The 21,082-nt window shown below is 40.9% G+C and carries 24 protein-coding genes and 1 tRNA gene; 13 read left to right on the top strand and 12 right to left on the bottom strand.

Annotated features, from left to right (window positions below; all coding sequences use genetic code 11):
* Nucleotides 1-12: 12 nt before the first annotated feature.
* The 10 genes from FXV77_RS03115 to FXV77_RS03070 form a co-directional block, all read right to left on the bottom strand.
* Entirely contained in the window at nucleotides 13-621 is a 609-nt protein-coding gene (locus FXV77_RS03115) for a PRTRC system protein E (RefSeq protein ID WP_148917740.1), read from the bottom strand.
* An 11-nt stretch (nucleotides 622-632) separates the two neighbouring features.
* Complete coding sequence (locus tag FXV77_RS03110; RefSeq protein ID WP_002993148.1) at nucleotides 633-830, bottom strand: hypothetical protein; 198 nt, start codon at nucleotides 828-830, stop codon at nucleotides 633-635.
* Nucleotides 830-1,054 (bottom strand): hypothetical protein, encoded by a 225-nt coding sequence (locus FXV77_RS03105; protein ID WP_002993146.1) that lies wholly within the window; start codon nucleotides 1,052-1,054, stop codon nucleotides 830-832. Before FXV77_RS03105 ends, FXV77_RS03110 begins: the two co-directional genes overlap by 1 nt.
* An 18-nt stretch (nucleotides 1,055-1,072) precedes the next feature.
* Nucleotides 1,073-1,411: a hypothetical protein gene (locus tag FXV77_RS03100; RefSeq protein ID WP_002993145.1), complete on the bottom strand. Its 339-nt coding sequence runs from the start codon at nucleotides 1,409-1,411 to the stop codon at nucleotides 1,073-1,075.
* 25 nt (nucleotides 1,412-1,436) lie between these two features.
* Entirely contained in the window at nucleotides 1,437-1,634 is a 198-nt protein-coding gene (locus FXV77_RS03095; protein WP_002993144.1) for a hypothetical protein, read from the bottom strand.
* Between the two features lie 52 nt (nucleotides 1,635-1,686).
* Nucleotides 1,687-2,760: a DUF932 domain-containing protein gene (locus FXV77_RS03090; RefSeq protein ID WP_002993143.1), complete on the bottom strand. Its 1,074-nt coding sequence runs from the start codon at nucleotides 2,758-2,760 to the stop codon at nucleotides 1,687-1,689.
* Nucleotides 2,761-2,803: 43 nt separating this feature from the next.
* On the bottom strand, nucleotides 2,804-3,196 hold the full coding sequence (locus FXV77_RS03085) for a single-stranded DNA-binding protein (RefSeq protein ID WP_002993142.1): 393 nt from the start codon (nucleotides 3,194-3,196) through the stop codon (nucleotides 2,804-2,806).
* Nucleotides 3,197-3,855: 659 nt separating this feature from the next.
* On the bottom strand, nucleotides 3,856-4,131 hold the full coding sequence (locus tag FXV77_RS03080; protein ID WP_002993139.1) for a helix-turn-helix domain-containing protein: 276 nt from the start codon (nucleotides 4,129-4,131) through the stop codon (nucleotides 3,856-3,858).
* 219 nt (nucleotides 4,132-4,350) lie between these two features.
* Nucleotides 4,351-5,586, bottom strand: a complete 1,236-nt coding sequence (locus FXV77_RS03075) for a site-specific integrase (RefSeq protein ID WP_037459845.1) — start codon at nucleotides 5,584-5,586, stop codon at nucleotides 4,351-4,353.
* 297 nt (nucleotides 5,587-5,883) lie between these two features.
* A tRNA-Pro gene (locus tag FXV77_RS03070) sits at nucleotides 5,884-5,957 on the bottom strand.
* A gap of 389 nt (nucleotides 5,958-6,346) precedes the next feature.
* Here FXV77_RS03070 and rplS point away from each other — a divergent pair.
* The 3 genes from rplS (at nucleotide 6,347) to yidC (ending at nucleotide 10,403) form a co-directional block, all read left to right on the top strand.
* Nucleotides 6,347-6,694, top strand: a complete 348-nt coding sequence (rplS, locus tag FXV77_RS03065; protein WP_148917739.1) for a 50S ribosomal protein L19 — start codon at nucleotides 6,347-6,349, stop codon at nucleotides 6,692-6,694.
* A gap of 239 nt (nucleotides 6,695-6,933) precedes the next feature.
* Nucleotides 6,934-8,541 (top strand): CTP synthase, encoded by a 1,608-nt coding sequence (locus FXV77_RS03060; protein ID WP_148917738.1) that lies wholly within the window; start codon nucleotides 6,934-6,936, stop codon nucleotides 8,539-8,541.
* 44 nt (nucleotides 8,542-8,585) lie between these two features.
* Nucleotides 8,586-10,403, top strand: a complete 1,818-nt coding sequence (yidC, locus tag FXV77_RS03055) for a membrane protein insertase YidC (RefSeq protein ID WP_148917737.1) — start codon at nucleotides 8,586-8,588, stop codon at nucleotides 10,401-10,403.
* 37 nt (nucleotides 10,404-10,440) lie between these two features.
* Here the strand turns inward: yidC and FXV77_RS03050 are convergent, their stop codons facing one another.
* Both FXV77_RS03050 and FXV77_RS03045 read right to left on the bottom strand, forming a co-directional pair.
* Nucleotides 10,441-11,229 (bottom strand): M48 family metallopeptidase, encoded by a 789-nt coding sequence (locus FXV77_RS03050; RefSeq protein ID WP_148917736.1) that lies wholly within the window; start codon nucleotides 11,227-11,229, stop codon nucleotides 10,441-10,443.
* Nucleotides 11,230-11,319: 90 nt separating this feature from the next.
* Entirely contained in the window at nucleotides 11,320-12,669 is a 1,350-nt protein-coding gene (locus FXV77_RS03045; protein WP_148917735.1) for an acyl-CoA dehydrogenase family protein, read from the bottom strand.
* A gap of 233 nt (nucleotides 12,670-12,902) precedes the next feature.
* Here FXV77_RS03045 and FXV77_RS03040 point away from each other — a divergent pair, with 233 nt between their 5' ends.
* The 10 genes from FXV77_RS03040 (at nucleotide 12,903) to FXV77_RS02995 (ending at nucleotide 21,065) form a co-directional block, all read left to right on the top strand.
* Nucleotides 12,903-13,121, top strand: coding sequence for a hypothetical protein (locus tag FXV77_RS03040; RefSeq protein WP_148917734.1), 219 nt, complete (start codon nucleotides 12,903-12,905; stop codon nucleotides 13,119-13,121).
* 158 nt (nucleotides 13,122-13,279) lie between these two features.
* Complete coding sequence (gene purB, locus FXV77_RS03035; RefSeq protein ID WP_148917733.1) at nucleotides 13,280-14,623, top strand: adenylosuccinate lyase; 1,344 nt, start codon at nucleotides 13,280-13,282, stop codon at nucleotides 14,621-14,623.
* Nucleotides 14,624-14,701: 78 nt separating this feature from the next.
* Complete coding sequence (locus FXV77_RS03030) at nucleotides 14,702-15,256, top strand: NifU family protein (protein ID WP_148917732.1); 555 nt, start codon at nucleotides 14,702-14,704, stop codon at nucleotides 15,254-15,256.
* A gap of 127 nt (nucleotides 15,257-15,383) precedes the next feature.
* A complete protein-coding gene (locus tag FXV77_RS03025) occupies nucleotides 15,384-16,232 on the top strand; it encodes a transketolase (protein WP_148917731.1) in 849 nt (282 codons plus the stop codon).
* Nucleotides 16,233-16,242: 10 nt separating this feature from the next.
* Nucleotides 16,243-17,196 (top strand): transketolase family protein, encoded by a 954-nt coding sequence (locus FXV77_RS03020; protein WP_148917730.1) that lies wholly within the window; start codon nucleotides 16,243-16,245, stop codon nucleotides 17,194-17,196.
* Nucleotides 17,197-17,209: 13 nt separating this feature from the next.
* Nucleotides 17,210-17,755: an RNA polymerase sigma factor gene (locus FXV77_RS03015; protein WP_148917729.1), complete on the top strand. Its 546-nt coding sequence runs from the start codon at nucleotides 17,210-17,212 to the stop codon at nucleotides 17,753-17,755.
* 35 nt (nucleotides 17,756-17,790) lie between these two features.
* Nucleotides 17,791-18,615, top strand: coding sequence for a hypothetical protein (locus FXV77_RS03010; protein ID WP_148917728.1), 825 nt, complete (start codon nucleotides 17,791-17,793; stop codon nucleotides 18,613-18,615).
* Nucleotides 18,615-19,073, top strand: coding sequence for a hypothetical protein (locus FXV77_RS03005; protein WP_148917727.1), 459 nt, complete (start codon nucleotides 18,615-18,617; stop codon nucleotides 19,071-19,073). The genes FXV77_RS03010 and FXV77_RS03005 overlap by 1 nt, the downstream gene beginning before the upstream one ends.
* A gap of 15 nt (nucleotides 19,074-19,088) precedes the next feature.
* On the top strand, nucleotides 19,089-20,276 hold the full coding sequence (locus FXV77_RS03000; RefSeq protein ID WP_148917726.1) for an aspartate aminotransferase family protein: 1,188 nt from the start codon (nucleotides 19,089-19,091) through the stop codon (nucleotides 20,274-20,276).
* Nucleotides 20,277-20,312: 36 nt separating this feature from the next.
* Entirely contained in the window at nucleotides 20,313-21,065 is a 753-nt protein-coding gene (locus FXV77_RS02995; RefSeq protein ID WP_148917725.1) for an SGNH/GDSL hydrolase family protein, read from the top strand.
* The last annotated feature ends 17 nt before the right edge of the window (nucleotides 21,066-21,082 follow it).

Here is a 21,082-nt window from a genome sequence, read left to right as displayed (position 1 = left end):
CGTTTTTAATTGTTAATATTCTACTTCTTCGTTTGTTGTATTTATTGGGCAATAGGTAGCAACCTCCTCCGTTTTTGGCGGTTCGGGTTGCTCCTCCGTTACTCCATCAAAAAGGCTCGGTGTCCCGAACTTGTCGGACAATGACGTTTTGCGTTTGCGTATCTCGTCCGCTTTTTCGGGAAACTCCGTAATGTCGGGTACTTTCATCCACGCTTCACGGAACTTGCCCACTTTCTCCAACTCGTCCACCTTTGCCATACCGTCTTTGTACTTCTTGTCTTTGGTTTCTTTTTCCTTTTTGGCTTTCTCGGTTTTCTGCTTCTCCATTTCGGATTGCAGTTTGACGGTTTCCATTTGCTTCATAAAGGCTTCCATATCCACCATTAAACCCGATATGGCTTTAATTGGTGCGTTTATCTGCTCAAAAAATCCCTCGTCAAACTCCTGCGAAGTGGCGTTAAAAATCAATGGGGGAATGAGGTTTTTCGCACTATCTCCGCATTGCTCATTGTTGAGCAATACTGTTACGATTAGTTTGTTTTCTATCCCCTTAGAAATGTTCAGTTGCAATATTCCTGTAAAATCCAACTGCTGTACTTGATTGAAAAAATTTGTGTTCATTGCTGTGAGTTTTAATGTGTTGTTACTTGTTCTTTGATGGCTGTAAGTTTCTCGTACATATCCGCCCAATAGGCTTTTTGCCTCTTGTCGAACTCGGAAAAACGCTCGTCCTCGTGGCGGTATTCTTTGTACCGCCCTGCTATTTTTATGGCTTCCTTTAAATCCGTTACTTCGATTTGGCAACCGTTTAAATCTGTTACGTACATCATTAATCGTCTTTTAGGATTACCATCGTGTTATGATTAAAGGCATAGTCAAACGCACCGTTTGATACCCTATGCCTTCTTCGCAGTTCCACGCCCTCATCATCCCAACCAAAATCGGGAAGACCGTTTACCCTTGCCACAAGCTGTGCATTGGTCAAGTGCTTAAATCGCTCCCTGCAAAACTTTTCAAGGTCTGTTTCTTTGGTAATTCTATCTGTTGTTTCCATCTTTGATTGCTTTAAGTGTTAATGACTGATTTCTGCTATTTGGTCAATCCTGCCATAGATTATACTCCGTAGGCTCGTTTTGTCGGGTGCGCTGTATTCCTGCCAACTGTCGTACTGCTTCACTACATAGGTTTTTAGAATATCATCAAACCCAAACCGATAACCCATTAGGGGAACTGCCCCGTTAAAAAAGGCGTTTCGGTTTACCGCTTCCGCAATCCAATTTTTCTCGGCTCGGCTTAGCTTCTCGCCCTTGTTCAGTTTTTCCCTTAGCTGATAGACCTTTGAGGTTTTCAGCGTTTCCAATTCGGGTACTTCGTGGCTGACAAATTTTATCGCTATGGCGTTCGTTTCCATTGTAACTGCTTTTGAATGTTATGCGTTAATCTTCGGTGGCATAAACCCCATTTACATAGTAGCCGTGTAATTTTTCCCAAAGGCGTACTAAACCGTTCGTGTCTATATAGAAATGCTCTGTACGATTGCAGTAAATGATAAATACGCTTTCGCCTTTGTGCTTCTTTTCAAGGCTCTTGGCTCTCGCCAAATTTTTGGCTTCCTCTATTGTTATCGCTTTCATAAAACTTATTTTTAACAGGCTACCACCGATTGTGGCGGTAGCCTGTGATTATCTAATTGAGGTTTAGGATTTCCGCACCGTCTGTCGCAAAGGCTGTACATAGGTCAAATGCTTTTTGTCCTTTCATTTGAGCCGTTCCACCCAATACAATACTCTGTAACTTGGCTTCGTCATCCCTGTAATTGCGTACATTTTGGAAGTAGCCTGTAACAGCATTGTATGCTCCGAACAATGTGCCTTTTGTAGTGTCCATTTGTTGCGTATCACTCGTCATTGCATAGGCAAACGCATCGTTCACGGCATTTTTAAACATTGTTGATATTTCGTCTTCAGCACCTTTTTTGATGAGCTCAAGGGTTTCTTTGTTCGGGCATAGTGCCAATTGGATTAGCTTTCTGACCTCTTGGTCTGTTGCCCTTATCGTTGTCCAGTCATTGAAAATACCCTGTAGCTGGTCGCTCAATGTGTTGGCTAACCCCATTATCCTGTGTGCATTCTCGATACGCTGTTTTGCTCCCGATGTGTGCTTGATACGGACTACATTGGTCATATTCCGCAATGAAGCGTTAAGGGTGTTTTGGCAAACGATACGGATAGGCGTAAACGCTGCGGTAATACTTCCGCTTCCGTCGTGGCTTGTGGTAAGGAAGATGTATTTTTCCGTAACATCATCGCCATTGCCTACACGGATATAGTCGGGCAATTTGGCTGTGATAAAAATGCGTTCGCCTTTGCCCAATGCCCCTGCGGTTTCGTACAGAATACCCTCGCCACCTCCTACGATAGCATCAAAGAAACTGAACGCTTCACGGTTTTGTACGATGTGGTAATCTTTACCCACTACGCCCAATACGGCATTGTTATCGGTGCGTATGTTGGCGAAACAGTTAGGTACTTCCAGTTCGTTACTGCCTATCTCGATACCGTCTGCGGTTTCGGTAATGCCCGAACCTTTGGTAAACAGAGGGGATTTGACTACCTCGTAATCTAACCCTGCGTGTCGGATAGCTTCCTCGCTTGTGGGGTACTGCTCTACGATTTGCCCCAGACCGTGCCACGCTTTTTGCTGAACGCTAAAGAATGAATAACGTCCTGTTTTCTCGTTGTAATTGATGTTATGTGCCATAATGCTAAAATTTTGATGTTGAAAAACGATTGAATATTCGTTGTTAAAATGGGAGGTCGTCCTCGGTTGATATTCCTGCAATGCTGTTGTTTTCTGCTTTTGCAGTAACCTGTACGGTTTCGGCTCTATTGCTACCTCCGTGCAATTTGATTTGTGAGGTATGGAAATTAAGTCCTGCTCTTGGTTCTCCGTCTTTGTTTACCCACGCTCTCGGACTTACACGCCCTGTGAGTTCTACCAAAGTGCCTTTTGTCAGTAGCCTTGCCACGTTTGGAGTTATCCAGTAGGCACAATCGAAGTAGGTGGTTTGCTCTACTCGTTCGCCCTGTTTGTTACGGTAGCTGTCGTTTACCGCTACTGAAAAGTTTACCACCTGTTTTTCGTTCGACAATGTGCGTACTTCCGCATTTCTTGTCAGTCTGCCTGTGATGTTCATTTTCGCTGATTTTTAGTGATTGATATTTGATTTAATTTTTCTGATTTATTCGGTAATGAGAGGAGGTGCTGTTTCGTTTCATTACCATTTTTAATGCTTATAATTTTCATAACTGACATTTTTTTTATTCGTCCAAAGAGCCGGAGTATGCTATGTTTCGTTTCACGAGCATAAAAGGTTCGTGTTTAGCCGACACAAGGTTTTGAAAAATAAATACTACCCAGCGGGTGGAGATTTTTTTTCAAACTTGCTTGACCTTTTGGCGGTGTTAAGAACACGGAAATACCTTTGCTCTTGAAATGGGACAATAGTGCATACAGGCTTCTTTGAATAAAAGAAATGTGGAAGCCGAGAAAATTGCATTAGAAAATGGTCTGTTTTGAATTGAAATAATACTTCCAATTCGTCGGATTGATAAATGTTTTCTTAAGGTGTGGTTCTCAAAACCACAGAACAGGGATTTTAAAAATATCTGAAAATGGGAATAGCGGAGAGGTTTTTTTTAAAAATTTCTGTTTCAGAAATAGCCGGAAAGCTCTTTTACTGCGAGGATATTGCTATGGGAGGTAAATGTGCTTTGGCTGCAAAAAGTACGGGCAAAAAAAAAGCAGGATCGTCAAATCCTGCTTGCTATCATTTATTTTTTAATATTTTAATCCCTAACTCCCATCAACACCATCCATTAGTTTCCGGATATCTTCATACCGATAATACATCAATCCACCGATTTTCGTGAAGGGTAACGTTCCGTTTAGCCGAAGGTTTTGGAGTGTCCCCGCTGAAATCCCCAATAATTCTCGGATCTCGTAACTCTTGAGCCATTCCCGAGGCTCCTTTTCGGCTTTTCTCGGATGTGGTCTATTTCTCCTGATTTCTTCAAGAAGTTCCTTTTTAAAGCTATCTAAGTCTTCTTTAGTGATAAGTTCTACTTTCATTTGCGCTGCTTTTTAATGTTTCTAAATTCTCTCCTCTAGAACAGAATTGATTTATGGTCTTTTCTGTCTTTACGGATACAAATGAACCAAAAGTATCTACGAATTTGATCAACATGGCAGTCAGTGGTTGCATTTGGCGTCCAAAGGCACACATATAGTATTGCATCCATTAAAATTACAACCTTACCTCGTTTCATTTCAATAATGACCTAGAAGTATCTAATCCTGGGAAGCCATTCTAACCTCTAACTTGTGCATATCCTCACTTAGCTTATGTTCCAACACCTTAGCATAAATTTGGGTGGTACGTATAGATGTATGGCCAAGCATTTTACTCACCGATTCAATTGGCACACCATTGCTTAATGTCACCGTTGTAGCAAAAGTATGCCTTGCGAGATGGAACGTTAAATTTTTATTGATGCCGCAAATTTCTGCGATCTCTTTTAAATAACCGTTCATTCGCTGGTTGGATATGACAGGGAAGATCGTTCCATTCGCCTCAGCTACCGGATGCCCTCTGTACTTCTTAAGAAGATCTGAAGCCTCGGGCAGCAAAGGAACTCGAACCGTTGTATCGGTCTTTTGTCTTTTTGTCGTCAACCAATCTTTTCCGTCGATTCCTTTTGAAATATTTTCGGGGGTCAGGTTAAAAATGTCGATGTAAGCAAGACCTGTATAGCAACTAAAAATGAACATGTCCGACACGGATTGCAGACGCTCTATTGAAAAGGATTTATTAAGCAAAACAGTTAGCTCCTCTTTTGACAAATGGCCTCTTTCTACCTTTTCAAACCGAAGTTTGTATTTGGCAAATGGATCCCTAACCAGCCAATCCATCGTAACAGCCAAATTGACCATCTTCCGCAAACGTTCCATATGTTTCATCACCCCATTATTATTTATGGGCTTATGATGATCTTTAGGTTTGTAGTCATTAAGGAAGTTTTCAAAATCCAAAATGAACCGATAGTTCAGTTCATCCAACGGTATGTCTTTTTTTCCATATTTTTGTTTTATAAATTTTTGAATATAGGTTTCGGTGGTATAATAATTTTTCATGGTACCGGGGGCAAGTTTACTTACTGCCACTTGTTTATGGTATTCCACTAGCTTTAGAAGAGTCATTGTTTCCTCTATGTCCTCGCCTAGGTAGACAGATTTAACCGCTTCAATGGTAACGGTTTTATTTTGCTGCACCAACTGGTGATAACAATCGAAAATAAGGGAGCGTACCTGCTCCATGTGGCTGTTCAGCTTTACGATTTCTTGGCGTTTTCCTTTTGCTCTTCCTTTTACTTCGTCCCAATTGTTGATCGATACTTTGCTTTTTAGGGAAATTTCAGTTCTACGGCCGTTTACTGTAATCCTTGCATAAACAGTGGCCATTTCGTCTTTCTTGTTCTTGGGCAACCGTAACACGAATTGAATCCCAAAAGTGTTTTTACTCTTCATATCCATTTATTTTATGTTCAACTGATACACTTTAGTGCAGTTCTCTCAATCCAACTATTGGATATGATGCAGTAAAGAAGTCAAACAATAATAAATAGCATCAAAATAAATGTTGTAAATAAATGATTTACAGTTATTTATAAGCTATCCGGTGAGTAAATATAAAACTTAAAAAGACTCACCGTTTAACTCACATTTAGATTGATATTTATTGGGGTTTCCTGATATAATATAAAACAAAAAACCCTCAAATTCATAGAATTTGAGGGTTTTTGACCTTACTTAGTGTAAGTGTTGTCGGGGTGGCAGGATTCGAACCTACGACCTCCACATCCCAAATGTGGCGCGATACCGGGCTACGCTACACCCCGAAAAGGTATCACTTATTTTTTCTGTGGCACAAATATACGGCAAATTTGATTGTTGTCAATACTTTATTTAACAATATTTCCTAAACACCTCATTAATTGTATGATAATCACATTTCCCTTTTTATTGCCTCAGAAATCTCCCTGAATATTCCCAACCACTCTATACGTATTAGTAAAATACGGACATACTTCTGATTCCTCTATAACATGTTGAAAGAAAAAATCGCAGTAGAAAATAAAATATTTTTCTTTACCTTTGCATCCGCTTATGCATATAAATAAGCATGTATTAGGTTTTTTAAAAAGTATTTTTTTATTCAAAATAAAAGCTGTAATATTGCATTCCGATTTTTGCAGGATATAAAATCGTTTAATAATTACTCGAAATCATGGATTTAGTAAAATTTGTAGAAGAACAAGCGGTAGTGAAAAATGAAATCCCCGCTTTCAAAGCCGGAGATACCATTAGCGTTCATTATAAAATTCGCGAAGGAAATAAAGAGCGTGTTCAGGTGTACCAAGGTGTAGTTATCCAGTTAAACAGCGAAGGCGTTAATGCTACTTTTACCGTTCGTAAAATCTCTAACGGCGTAGGTGTTGAACGTATTTTCCCTGTAAATTCACCTAACATTCAAAAAATAGACGTTAATAGTGTTGGTAAAGTTCGTCGTGCTAAATTATTCTATTTACGCGCGCTTACCGGTAAAGCTGCACGTATCAAAGCAAAACGTGTATAATAAAATAACACCGCTGCTTCAGACATAAAAAAAGCCTCTACATCAGTAGTGGCTTTTTTTGTACCCCGTCCAATCCTTACCCCACCATATGCCGAACGCAACGGCACAACTAACATTTAAGGGTTTTTTATGCTTTAATTTCGGTTAGTATCGGAAAAAAACTTATCTTTGTATCCCGTACATAAAGCAGATTTAAAGCCACGTTTAAGGCTTAAAATAGTTGAAATTCCATTATTGCTATGAGTAAATATATCTTCGTTACGGGCGGCGTAACCTCGTCGTTAGGAAAAGGCATTATAGCTGCTTCCTTGGCTAAACTCCTTCAGGCACGGGGGCTTAAAGTGACCATCCAAAAGTTTGACCCCTACATTAATATCGATCCGGGAACGTTAAACCCATACGAACATGGAGAATGCTATGTAACCGAAGATGGAGCGGAAACCGATCTGGACTTAGGTCATTACGAAAGGTTCTTAAATGTTCCTACTTCACAAGCCAACAATGTCACCACAGGAAGAATCTACCAACATGTTATCGACCAAGAACGTGCGGGAGCCTATTTAGGTAAAACAGTGCAAGTCGTACCCCATATCACCGATGAGATCAAGCGCCGGATGCAGCTCTTAGGACAAACGGGAGAATATGACATCGTTATCACCGAATTAGGTGGCACCGTAGGCGATATAGAATCACTTCCCTTCATTGAAGCGGTAAGACAATTGCGTTGGGAACTCGGCAACAGTGATTCGCTGGTAATACACCTCACGCTTGTACCTTATTTAGCCGCTGCGGGGGAATTAAAGACTAAACCCACACAGCATTCTGTAAAAACACTTTTGGAATACGGTATACAGCCCGATATTCTCGTGTGCCGTACAGAACATAAATTAACACATGAAATCAGAAAAAAACTCGCTCAATTCTGTAACGTCAACATCAATGCAGTAGTCGAATCCATCGATGCGCCGACCATATACGATGTCCCGTTGAATATGCTCAAAGAGCAATTGGATAAAACAGCTTTAGCAAAACTGAAGTTATCTAACAAGAACGAACCGGATTTAGAAAACTGGAAAACGTTCCTAGGTAAACTCAAAAATCCAACAAGTGAGGTATGCATAGGCCTAGTCGGCAAATATGTTGAACTTCCCGACGCTTACAAATCGATCACGGAGGCTTTTATACATGCAGGTGCGATGAATGAGACCAAGGTAAAAGTTAAGTACATTGCCGCAGAAAGCATAAATGACGAAAACGTAGTCGAGAAATTGAAAGATCTTTCCGGTGTTTTGGTCGCCCCTGGCTTCGGCGAACGTGGATTAGATGGCAAACTGAGTGCTATTAAATATGTACGAGAGAACAAGATCCCATTCTTTGGTATTTGCTTGGGTATGCAATGCGCTGTCATTGAATTCGGAAGGAATGTGCTTGGACTGAAAAAGGCGAACAGCTTTGAGATGGACGAAAAAACACCTCACCCCGTTATTAATTTGATGGAAGAGCAAAAATCGATTACTAATATGGGAGGCACTATGCGCTTGGGGGCATATGCGTGCGAAATCAAAAAAGGCACGAAAGCTTATTCTATTTATGGTAAAGCAAAAATTTCTGAGCGGCACAGACACCGCTACGAGTTTAATAACGCTTATCTAAAACAATATGAAGCAGCAGGTATGATCGCCTCCGGAAAAAACCCAGAAACTGGATTGGTAGAAATTGTTGAGTTGAAAAACCACCCATTCTTTGTCGCCGGGCAATTCCATCCCGAGTTAAAATCGACTGTAGCAAATCCTCACCCACTTTTTGTTAGCTTTGTAGCCGCCACCATAGCTTATAAAAAGGATTAAGGTGTACATGTAATATAATAGTTTGAAAAATTAAAAAATTAAAAATGGATAGAAATACCCTCATTGGATTAGTGCTGATTTTCGGAATCCTGGCAGGCTCTTTTTATTTGATGAAACCTACAGAGCAAGAGCTTAAACAAGAACAAAGGCTTCAGGATTCATTAAAAAGGGTTAGAGAAGGCCTCCCTATTGCAGACACGTTAAGCGCTAATTCGCAAACAACAATAGACACCGCCGAAATATCAAGCAAGCCGTTTGGTAACTCCCGGTTAGGAGAAGAGCAAATCGTCACCCTAGAAAACGAGTTAATTATCGCCAAAATAAGTTCAAAAGGCGGACAAATCAGATCTGTTCAACTAAAGAACGAAACAAATTATGACGGCAAACCGCTGATGATTATTGATGAGGGCCAAAACCAATTTGGCTTCGTTTTCAAAGCCAATGGCGAAAACATCAATACCAGCGACTTGAATTTCACACCACAAAGTGGAGATATTTCCGTTACGGGAGAATCTGCCCAATCGATAGGTTTTAGATTGAACTATAGCGAGACCCAATATTTAGAATATATATATAGTATCAAGGGTGATGATTATAATTTAGACCTGGAGGTTAAAGCGGTAGGCATCCAAAACCTCATGGACATCAAGACTAGCTCCATCGGATTGAACTGGGAAACCACCCTGCTTCGAAAAGAACGGAATGCAAAATCCGAACGTGAACGGTCAACGATATTCTATAAAGAACTTACCGGAGATGTAGACAACCTTTCCGAAACCAGCGATGACAAGGAAAAAATTGAGGACAAATTAAGTTGGATTGCTTTTAAACAGCATTTCTTTTCTGCCGCTATAACATCAAACCAACCACTAAACAATGCGGAGCTAAGCGTATCTTTCGATTCAAACGACGGTATTATAAAACACTACAAAGCGTTTGCGGATATAGAGTTTTCAGTCCAAAAAGACAATCATTACAAATTCAATTTCTTTTTTGGTCCAAACCAATATAAAATATTGAAAGCACATGGAGATGATTTCGAAAAAATCATCAAAATGGGCTGGGGACCTATGGGATGGATAAACAAGTTTATCACTGTACCTATTTTCGATGTTCTCGATGGCCTCCATTTGGGTTACGGTATTATTATTTTAATACTAACACTTATCTTGAAGGGTGTACTATTTCCATTGACGTATAAGTCATACAAGTCTATGGCGAAAATGCGTGTATTGAAGCCACAGATTGATGAAATTAAGGAGAAAGTAGGTGATGACAACCCCATGTTACTCCAACAGGAGACCATGAAGCTGTATAAGCAAGCTGGCGTAAATCCGTTAGGTGGATGTCTCCCCCTATTGTTGCAGATGCCTTTCACACTTGCTTTCTTCTTCTTCTTTCCCAATCTATTTGAACTACGGGGCGAGAGCTTCCTTTGGGTAAAAGATTTGTCCACGTATGATGCACCGATTACTTTTTCTCCGATTTTCGGAATCGGACACATCTCTTTTATGTGTGTGCTCATGACGTTGACAACACTATTGACTACGTGGTATAACAATGCTACATCGGGAGCAGCTGCCAACAACCAGATGAAATACATCGGTTACTTTATGCCTTTGATTTTCTTCTTCGTGCTGAACAGCTTCCCTGCGGGATTAAACTATTATTATTTCTTATCAGCAGTCTTGACTCTCTTAACACAGTTTATTATCCGTCAGTTTATCGACGATGATAAAATATTAGCTAAAATTGAGGAGCACAAGAAAAATCCGAAAGCGGCGAAAAAATCATCTTTCCAACAAAAAATGGAAGAAATGATGCGCCAACAACAAGCACAGCAAAAGAACAAAAAGAAATAAAAAAGAAAGCCCGGATTAGCATCCGGGCTTTCTTTTTTTATTTAGATGGTTTTTCGAATCCATCTTTTTCTGCTTTTTTTGCCATTTCCTCTACACGTTTTTTAGTATCGGGATGGGAGGAGAAAAGCTTTTTAGTCAAGCCCCCTTCCGAAGTATCTCCAGATAGTTCAAGTAAGCGCTCGAAAGACATGGACATATACCAAGGGTTCACACCATTATCTTTCAAAAATTTATACCCATAGTCGTCCGCCGCACTCTCCTGCTTGCGTGAAAAACTCATATTTGCCACCTGTTCGCCGAGTTCGCCTAATTGCGAATTGGATAGGGCACCCGCTGTTCCTCCTTGTGAAGATACACCGTCTTTCAGCGCCGAAGTCATCAAGGCATTTTTAAACGCATCCCGCGAATCCATGTTTTTCACATGTCCTATTTCATGTCCGATAACGCCAAGGACCTCCTGATCATCCATCTCCTGCATCAACCCAGCACATACGCGTACGCTTCCGTCTGCACAGGCAAACGCATTGACGTCCCGCACAAGATATACTTTAAAATTTAGGTCAAGACCATCGTAGCTATTCAAATTCTCCGTTAGCTTTTTCAAGCGTAACGCAAACTCATGATCGTCTGGTGCCACGGGATTATTTTGATCCATCCACTGGATATATTCTTTTGTATAGTTGATAACATCCTCATTGGAGAGGGTGACAGCCTGTACAGCTTTTGTAGCTGCTCCAATTGATTTCGTGTTAATCTTGATTTGCCCGAAAGCCACTGAAGTGAACAGCAATGCTGATGCGCCTAATAAAATTCGTTTGTGAACCATAAGTTTGATATTTTAGCCTTGTTTAATCTTATAATACGATTAATATCCCTGTTCTATGTAACAAAAACGAGACCAAAACATATATCTTCCTTATACAAATGCGCTTATTCCGGTTATGCTTCTTCCCACGATAAGGGAATTAATTTCTTTTGTACCTTCATACGAGTAAATCGCTTCCGCATCAGCCAAAAAACGAGCGACGTTGTATTCCAATAAGATTCCATTTCCACCCATCACTTCACGTGCCCTCGATACAATGTCTCGTGTACGTAACGTACAAAAGACTTTAGCCAACGAGGCATGCTCATCCTTTAGCTTTCCTTCATCTTGTAACTCTGACAGCCGAAAAGCAAGCGTCTGCATAGCCGTTAAATTGGACAGCATTTCTACCAAATGATTTTGAATCAACTGAAATGAAGCGATAGGTTTCCCGAATTGCTTTCGTTTTAACGTATAATCCAGTGCGTTTTCATAAGCGCCACGAGCACAGCCAACCGCCATCCAGGCCACTCCTGCACGCGTCATTTGTAATACTTTTGCTGTATCCTTAAAACTATTCGCAAATGGCAGGCGGTCCGATTCTTGAATCAAACAGTCTGTCAACGTTATCAGCCCATTCTGTACAATACGCAATGCCATCTTACCTTTGATCTTCTCCACCATAAACCCCGGATTGTCTTTACGTACAATAAACCCTTTCACTTGGTTATCATCCACATCGCGTGCCCAAATAATCGTCATATCGGAGAACGTGGAATTACCAATCCATTTCTTTTGTCCATTTAATACCCAACCCTCGACTGTCTTACGGCAAGTAGTAGTCAGACCTCCTGCTGTTCCTGATCCTACTTCCGGTTCCGTCAATCCAAATGCACCGATTTTCTCCAGCCGTTGCATCTTGGGTAACCATTCCTGTTTTTGTTCTTCTGAACCGCACATATAAATGGAGCCCATTGCCAGCCCGCTTTGAACACCCAGAAATGTTGCAATAGAGGGATCTATTCTTCCAAATTCTGCAGCTATTATGCCATCCATCAACGAAGTACCGCCCGCACAACCATACCCCTCGTAAACATATCCACATACATTCAATTCCGCTAATTTGGGAATAATTTCAAACGGAAATTCGTCATGTAGCCAGTACTTATTTACTATAGGCTTAATTTCCCGTTCTAAAAAGTCTCTCACTTTTAACTGTAGGCTTCGGTCATCATCAGATAACTTAGCCTCTATATTATAAAAATCTGCATCAATTTCAGGCGCTTCCCGTTTCTTCGCACCACCCGTTAACAGCTTCGCCATCCCTTTCAATTGCTCCTCACTCATTTTTGACATCCCCGCCATAAGAGTAGGAATATCGACTTTCTTAGACAGTGCATCCAACTGTTCTAAATCTACGTGCTTCAATAGTTGAAGCATATTTTTCAGCTTTTTTATCATGTTCAGTTATTTGGATTATTCCTTCTCAATTGTAACATTATTTTTATGAAAAATGTTTTCTATTGTTGTTTTTCAGCAAAACACTACTATATTTGCCCCAGCTTTTATAAAACGTAGTAGATAAACGTAATTCGTTTTTATTTTTTTACAAAAAAATATGGGTTACCTTTTATAATTGCTGGTATTAACGTGTAATAAACAAATTTGTTTCAATATAAAATAGAAAATTAAAAATGAAAAATTTATTCAAATTCGGATTTTTAGGTTTAGCGTTCACAATTGTTTTCGCATCATGTGGTGGTCAGCAAACTCAAAACGAAGAAGCTACAGAAACATTAACTGAAGGCATCGAAAACACTACTGAAAACGTAGCTGATTCATTAGAAAACGTAGCTGATTCAGTTAGAGCTGAAGGTGATTCTATCGTTGATTCTTTGGAAAACGTTCAGTAATCCGAACAGTATTAAAAAATACTTCAAAACCCACACAGTTGTGTGGGTTTTCTTTTTTTCTAGAAGTGCTTCTTTTCGAGTTTTTATTATTTTTGTTCCGTAGTTTCATCTTGCCCCGAAAGGCAGATGTTTAATTTTAACTTTTATTTTTCGTGATCATGAGCTTATCACCCTTAACTGCCGTCTCTCCTGTCGATGGACGTTACCATAACAATACAAAAGAACTCGCAAACTATTTCTCGGAATTTGCCTTGATTAAATACCGTGTTTTAGTGGAAGTAGAATACTTTATCGCATTGTGTGAATCCGGAGTTCCACAATTAACACATTTTGATGGATCACTCAATGAGCGCCTTCGTCAAATTTATCAGAACTTTTCTTTGGAAAACGCACAATGGATTAAAGATACGGAGAAAGTAACTAACCACGATGTTAAGGCAGTAGAATACTTTATAAAGAACGAGTTTGAAAAACTAGGTTTGCACGACTCGCTCGAATTCATCCATTTCGGACTAACCTCACAAGATATAAACAATACCGCTATCCCCTATTCCTGGAAAGAGGCCTTGCGCCAAACGTATCTTCCAAGCATGCAGGAATTGGTGGGAGAATTGAAATCACTTGCCGAACAATGGCAGGACGTGCCGATGTTGGCAAGGACACATGGACAACCCGCTTCTCCTACCCGCTTGGGAAAAGAGGTTAACGTTTTCATTGAGCGGATAGAAAAGCAGTTGGAGCTGCTACAACAAGTACCGCTTTCTGCAAAATTTGGTGGTGCTACCGGCAATTTCAATGCACATCATATAGCCTATCCGGCTACGGATTGGGTGGCGTTCGGCAACAAATTTGTGAATGAAAAACTGGGTCTCTCCCGTTCTCAAACCACTACCCAAATTGAACATTATGACAATTTTGCAGCAAGTTGTGATGCCTTCAAACGTGTTAATAATATACTCATTGACCTGTGTCGGGATATGTGGACATATATTTCCATGGAGTATTTCAAACAAAAAATAACGGCAGGACAAATTGGGTCATCAGCTATGCCACACAAAGTAAATCCTATAGATTTTGAAAATGCAGAAGGAAATTTAGGTATTGCCAATGCTTTATTTGAACATTTGGCAGCAAAGCTTCCTATTTCACGCTTACAACGCGATTTGACCGATTCGACGGTACTACGCAATATAGGTGTTCCCTTTGCGCATACCATTATCGCCATCAAATCCACTCTTCGGGGGTTGAGAAAGCTCATTCTTAATGAATCTGCCCTCCAAGCTGATTTAGAGAACAATTGGGCTGTAGTGGCGGAAGCTATCCAAACCATATTGCGAAGAGAAGGATACCCGAAACCTTATGAGGCGCTAAAGGAGTTAACACGTACCAACACACATGTAACACAAGAAACGATTGCGGCTTTTGTCGACGGACTGAATGTAAGTGAAGAAATTAAGGAAGAAATCAAAGCGATTGCTCCAAGCAATTATACAGGCGTATGAAATAAGCTTTGACGTCAAAATGACCTGCATTGGCATATTTTTGGCGTATATTTGTTAACTATATAGATTACAAAAAATATGGCAACAATTAACGTATATACAGAATCAACTCCTAATCCTTCTACTATGAAGTTTTTGGTCAATAAGTTATTGATTAACGGCAGTTTGGATTACCCCGATCGGGAAAAAGCGCAAGAATCCGATTTTGCCCGAGAGTTGTTCAAGTTTAACTTTGTCGAAGGTGTCTTTTTTGCGAGTAATTTCGTAACTGTTACAAAAAGCGAAGGAGTAGAATGGTCTGATATCGAACCTTTGTTAAAAGACTTTGTCAAAGGAGCCGTCGAATCGGAATTAACCGTTAAACCAGTCGAACATTCCGAAGAGATAAACTTTGAAGGAACAGAAGTAGAAGTAAAAATACAACAAGTTTTGCATGACTACGTTCGCCCGGCCGTAGAACAGGACGGGGGCGCTATTGCCTATAGATCATTTGATAACGGTGTTGTAACTGTGGAGCTACGGGGTTCTTGCAGTGGTTGTCCTTCCTCGACTATTACCTTAAAGGCTGGGATTGAAGGCTTGCTTAAAAGAATGGTACCGGAAGTAGAAGAAGTAGTCGCCGAAGCACTGTAACCCAAAATAAGAAGCAGAAAAAGGGAAGATTGTACAATCTTCCCTTTTTTAGTTACGCTTTTTATCAGCTACTCTGTTAAAAATCATTAACTTTACAGCCAAAATAACCGAAACATTATATTTCAAAATGAGTGCAGATATCAACAAACTAGAACAGACCGCTTCACAGGTAAGACGTGACATTGTTCGTATGGTACATGCTTGTCAGTCGGGACACCCCGGAGGCTCGCTTGGCTGTACGGATTATTTTGTAGCGTTGTACTTCTATGCGATGAAACATGACCCTTCCTTTAATATGGACGGCATTGGAGAAGATTTATTTTTCTTATCGAATGGGCACATTTCACCCGTTTTCTATAGCACCCTAGCTCGTGCGGGATATTTCCCCGTAAGTGAGCTTAGCACGTTTAGAAAAATTGACTCACGTCTCCAAGGCCACCCTACCACACACGAAGGATTACCAGGCATCCGTATTGCGTCAGGCTCATTAGGACAAGGTCTATCTGTTGCTATCGGCGCTGCTCAAGCCAAGAAACTGAATAAAGACAATAGTTTGGTATACGTGTTGATGGGTGATGGCGAGTTGCAAGAAGGTCAAGTGTGGGAAGCTGCTTTGTATGCTCCACACAACAAAATGGACAACATCATTGCTGCTATAGATTATAATGGCGCACAGATTGATGGTGCTACAGAAGAAGTATTGTCTCTAGGAAACCTCCGCGCAAAATGGGAGGCTTTTGGCTGGGACGTGTTGGAAGTAGAACAAGGAAATGATATGGCATCTGTTATCCAAGGTTTGGACGAAGCTAAATCACGTTCTGGAAAAGGTAAACCTATCATGATACTATTGCATACCGAAATGGGTAATGGGGTAGACTTTATGATGGGCTCACACAAATGGCATGGTATTGCCCCTAACGACGAACAACTAGCGTCTGCATTGGCACAGAATGCGGAAACCTTAGGAGATTATTAATTCGCATATAATGAAAAAATATACATATACAGAATCAAAAGATACGCGTTCTGGATTCGGTGCTGGTCTATTGGAAGCAGGAAGACAGAATGAACAGGTGGTGGCACTCTGTGCCGATTTGATCGGGTCGTTAAAGATGAACGATTTTATCAAGGAGTTTCCAGAGCGTTTCTTCCAGATTGGAATCGCGGAAGCCAATATGATGGGCATTGCAGCTGGGTTGACTATTGGTGGCAAGATTCCTTTTACGGGTACATTTGCTAACTTTTCAACGGGCCGTGTATACGACCAGATTAGACAGTCCATTGCCTACTCGGACAAAAACGTAAAGATATGTGCTTCTCACGCCGGATTAACACTGGGTGAAGACGGTGCTACTCACCAGATCCTCGAAGACATCGGATTGATGAAGATGCTTCCTGGAATGACTGTAATCAATCCTTGCGACTTTAACCAGACGAAAGCGGCTACCTTAGCTTTGGTTAACCATCATGGTCCTGCGTACTTACGCTTTGGCCGTCCGGTTGTACCTAACTTTACCCCTGCCGACCAAACATTTGAAATCGGTAAAGCAATCCTGTTAAACGAGGGAACGGATGTGACTATCATTGCTACCGGACATTTGGTTTGGGAGGCCATCCAGGCAGGTGAGGAACTGGAGAAACTAGGCATTAACGCCGAAATCATCAATATCCACACGATTAAACCCCTAGATGAGGAAGCTGTCCTGAAATCGGTTACTAAAACAGGCTGTGTAGTTACAGCAGAAGAACACAACCGTTTAGGCGGTTTGGGCGACAGCATAGCACAACTTTTGGCAACGAAGAAACCTACTCCACAAGAATTTGTCGCGGTCAACGACAGCTTTGGTGAATCCGGCAAGCCGGCTCAGCTTATGGAGAAGTATGGACTTAATGCAGCTTCTATCGTAGCAGCAGCAAGAAAAGTAATTACTAGAAAATAGTTGCGAAGAATAAATGGAAGACGCCTTAATTATATCAAAATTTGCTGATGAACGCACACGCGAAGAGGCGTTTGGCTATTTGCTCAAAAAATACCAACAAAAAATATATTGGCACGTCCGTCGAATGGTTATTGATCATGATGATGCGGACGATGTCGTACAGGATGTATTCATTAAAGTATGGCGAAACCTCGAAAAATTTCGAGAAGATTCCCAACTTTATACCTGGCTGTACCGTATAGCTACAAATGAATGCATCACTTTTCTGAACAGAAAAAAACAGAAGCAGAGTTTTTCGTTAGACGACGATAGCTCTGCTTATCTGGCAGAAACATTAACGGAAGGAAGTTATTTTAATGGTGATCAAGCACAGATGAAATTGCAACAGGCGCTTTTGACACTTCCTGATAAACAACGGTTGGTATTCAACATGAAATATTTCGAGGATCTCAAATACGATGAAATATCAGAGATTCTAGGCACGAGTGTCGGAGCATTAAAGGCCTCTTATCATCTGGCAGTTAAAAAAATAGAGCACTTTTTTACATCACACGATTAAACCCTAACAGGCTTTTTGACTCTAAACAAGTGACTATGAAGGAAGACAACACATATTACGATGAAATGGATGGCTTAAACCTACCGGGATCATTACGTGTAAATCCCTTTGTGGTACCTGAAAGTTATTTTGACCAACTCTCCTTTTCGGTTCTGTCTCAAGCACGTTTAGATCGTTTATCAAATGCAGAAAAGACAGGTTTCTCCGTACCGGAATCCTACTTTTCTCGATTAACAGACAACATACAACTCCAAATCAAAATGGAGCAGTATAAAGGTACTGCACATCGAGAATGGGATGTTCCTAAAGGATACTTTGACGATTTATCGGATAAGATTCTTGCCCAAACAAGATTAGAAGCTGTTGTAAAACAAGATGTGTTCGATGTTCCTATGGGCTATTTCGAAAACTTGTCAGCGCATATTCAAGCTAAAATATTTGAAGATAAGCTAAAGGAGCAGGTACCTGCTGATGGCTTTACGATTCCAGAAGATTATGCCGGACTACTGAAAGATACGATTGTTGCGCAAACGGCGGGGAAAGAAAGACAAAAAACAATTGTGCGAAGGCTGAATTTCAACAAATGGATTCAGTATGTAGCAGCAGCCTGTGTTGCTGTTGTGATTGGAGTTGCTTCATACAACAGCGTCAACAACGAAGCTCAAGGAAGTTTCAGCGAATCACATCTGTCTTCTATTCCCGATGACGAGATCATTAATTATCTAAGTGCTTTGAATGATAGTCATGATATTCTTTATATCATGGAATGCATCGACCATTCCCATCCCCATGATTCTGAAGGGATTTGTACGCACGTAAAGGAGAATGATATTGAAGACTATTTAAATTATGCGTTATAATGTTACGTTTTAAACATTTATTTGTCACAATTGGTGCAGTTATATTATGTATACTGTCGGCGGGCGCGCAGCCTCGGGATTCCAAACGATTTGCCGCGATTGAGAGCGAAAAAATTGCCTATATCACGAAAGAGCTTAACTTAACGCCTGCTGAAGCACAGCGTTTCTTCCCGATTTATAATCAATATAGCAAAGAAGTGTGGGCTATTCGATCGCAGAAAAAAGAAAATGCTAGTACGACGACACCATCTCCAAGAGGGGTAAACTCTTTTAATAGATCGGATAGGTCTGAAAAACGAGATGTACTCTCTTATGATGCCAAAGAATTGGATATCAAAAAGGAATATCGGAAAAAGTTTGCCGAAGTAATCGGGTCAGCAAGAGCATCCCAATTTTTCGAAGTTGAACAGAACTTCCGGGAATTACTTTACAAAGAATTACAAAGAAGAAACCGTTGAGTTTGCGGAGAATCCATGATCAGCAACAGAGAGCTTTTTCTTAAAAATACGGCCCAAACGTCTTCGTCTCCCCGTCTATTCGAAATCGTAAAAGCCGAAGGCGTTTACTTATATGGGCCAAACGGTGAACGTTATTTGGACCTCGTATCCGGATTTAACGTCAGTAACATCGGACATCGCCATCCCAAAGTATTATCGGCAATCCAACAGCAATTGGAAAAATATCTCCATGTTACTGTGTACGGTGAATTTGTACAAGCGCCGCAGGTGCAGTTTGCTACCGAATTACTTTCTACTCTCCCCCCTTCTTTCGGCTCTGTCTATCTCACGAACAGTGGAGCAGAGGCTGTCGAAGGGTCCATGAAAATCGCAAAGAAGTACACTGGACGCCGGCAGATTATTGCTGCTGAAAAAGCATACCATGGTAGCACACAGGGGGCTTTAAGTTTAATCGGCAATCCTGCATATCAAGAAGCTTATGCTCCCCTACTTCCCGAAATAGAATTTATCCAATTCAATAACACAAGCAGTTTAGACATCATCACAAAACAAACCGCAGCGGTTATCGTAGAAGCTATCCAAGGAGAGGCAGGTGTACGTGTTCCGTCTACGGAATATATGCAGACACTCCGGAGAAAATGTGACGAAACGGGTGCTATTCTGATTTTTGATGAAATACAAACAGGTTTTGGGAGAACCGGAAAGATGTTTGCTTTTGAGCATTTTGGGATCGTACCAGATATTTTGATGTTAGCGAAAGGTATTGGAGGTGGTATGCCGCTCGGCGCATTTGTTGCACGAAAAGAAATCATGGATGTCATCAAAGACAACCCTATGCTAGGGCATATCACTACTTTCGGGGGGCATCCGGTAAGCTGTGCTGCTGCATTAGCTTCTTTACGGGTCATCCAAAATGAAAAACTGCTGGACACAGTGGAAACAAAAGCTACTTTATTTGGCGAGGAGTTGAACCATCCTAAAATAAAAGAGATTAGAGGAATGGGATTAATGATGTGCCTGCAATTGGAAACCTTTGAACAGGTGTATCAGGTGAGCAGCTTTTGTGCTGAGCACGGTGTGATGATCGATTGGTATTTACATTGTGAAACCGCCTTACGCGTAGCCCCCCCACTTACGATATCAGAAGGCGAAATAAAACATGCCTGTGAAATAATACGACAAGGGGTTGAAAAATTCGTTTGAAAAACCTAACTTGGTTTTCTTAAACCTTCATTTTATATGGAAACCAGAAGAAAATTCTTAGCGAAAAGCCTCCTCACCTTAGGAGCGGCCACTGTAGGCACAAAAGCATTATTTGCGGCAGAAAACAACTTAGCAAAAGGTGGTAAGTTACGCATAGAACAAAATGACGTCATCCTATTTCAAGGTGATTCTATCACCGATACGGGGCGCAAACGCGATAATTTAAAACCAAATGATACGAGCGCATTTGGTCATGGATATGCGATGATGGCCGCCGCCACGCTGCTAAATAAATATGCGGATAAAAACATACAGGTTTATAATCGGGGCATCAGCGGAAATAGAGTACCAGATCTTATCAGCAGATGGGATACCGATGCTATTCAGCTCCGTCCGACGATATTAAGCATTCTTATTGGTGTAAACGATTTTTGGCGCACGATAGACAGGGGCGCTCAAAATACACCACAACAATACAAACAACAATACCAACAATTGTTAGACACGACGTTAAAACAACTTCCACAAGTTAAATTGATTATTGGTGAACCATTCGGGGTCAAGGGTGTAAAGCACGTCACAGATGCTTGGTATCCCGACTTTCTGGGTTATCAACAAGCGGCAAAGGAAATAGCAAAGGAGTATAATGCAACATTTCTACCTTATCAATCGGTATTCGATAAAGCGGCAAACCATGGTGCTGGCGATTATTGGACAACAGACGGTGTGCACACTTCCCTAGCGGGCGCCAACCTCATGGCAGAAGCTTGGCTAAGCTTGATTAAATAATATTTTTAGGGCAGGGT

The organism is Sphingobacterium phlebotomi (assembly GCF_008180195.1).
Taxonomy (GTDB): Bacteria; Bacteroidota; Bacteroidia; order Sphingobacteriales; family Sphingobacteriaceae; genus Sphingobacterium; species Sphingobacterium phlebotomi.
This window is presented reverse-complemented; position numbering and strand designations above follow the sequence as displayed.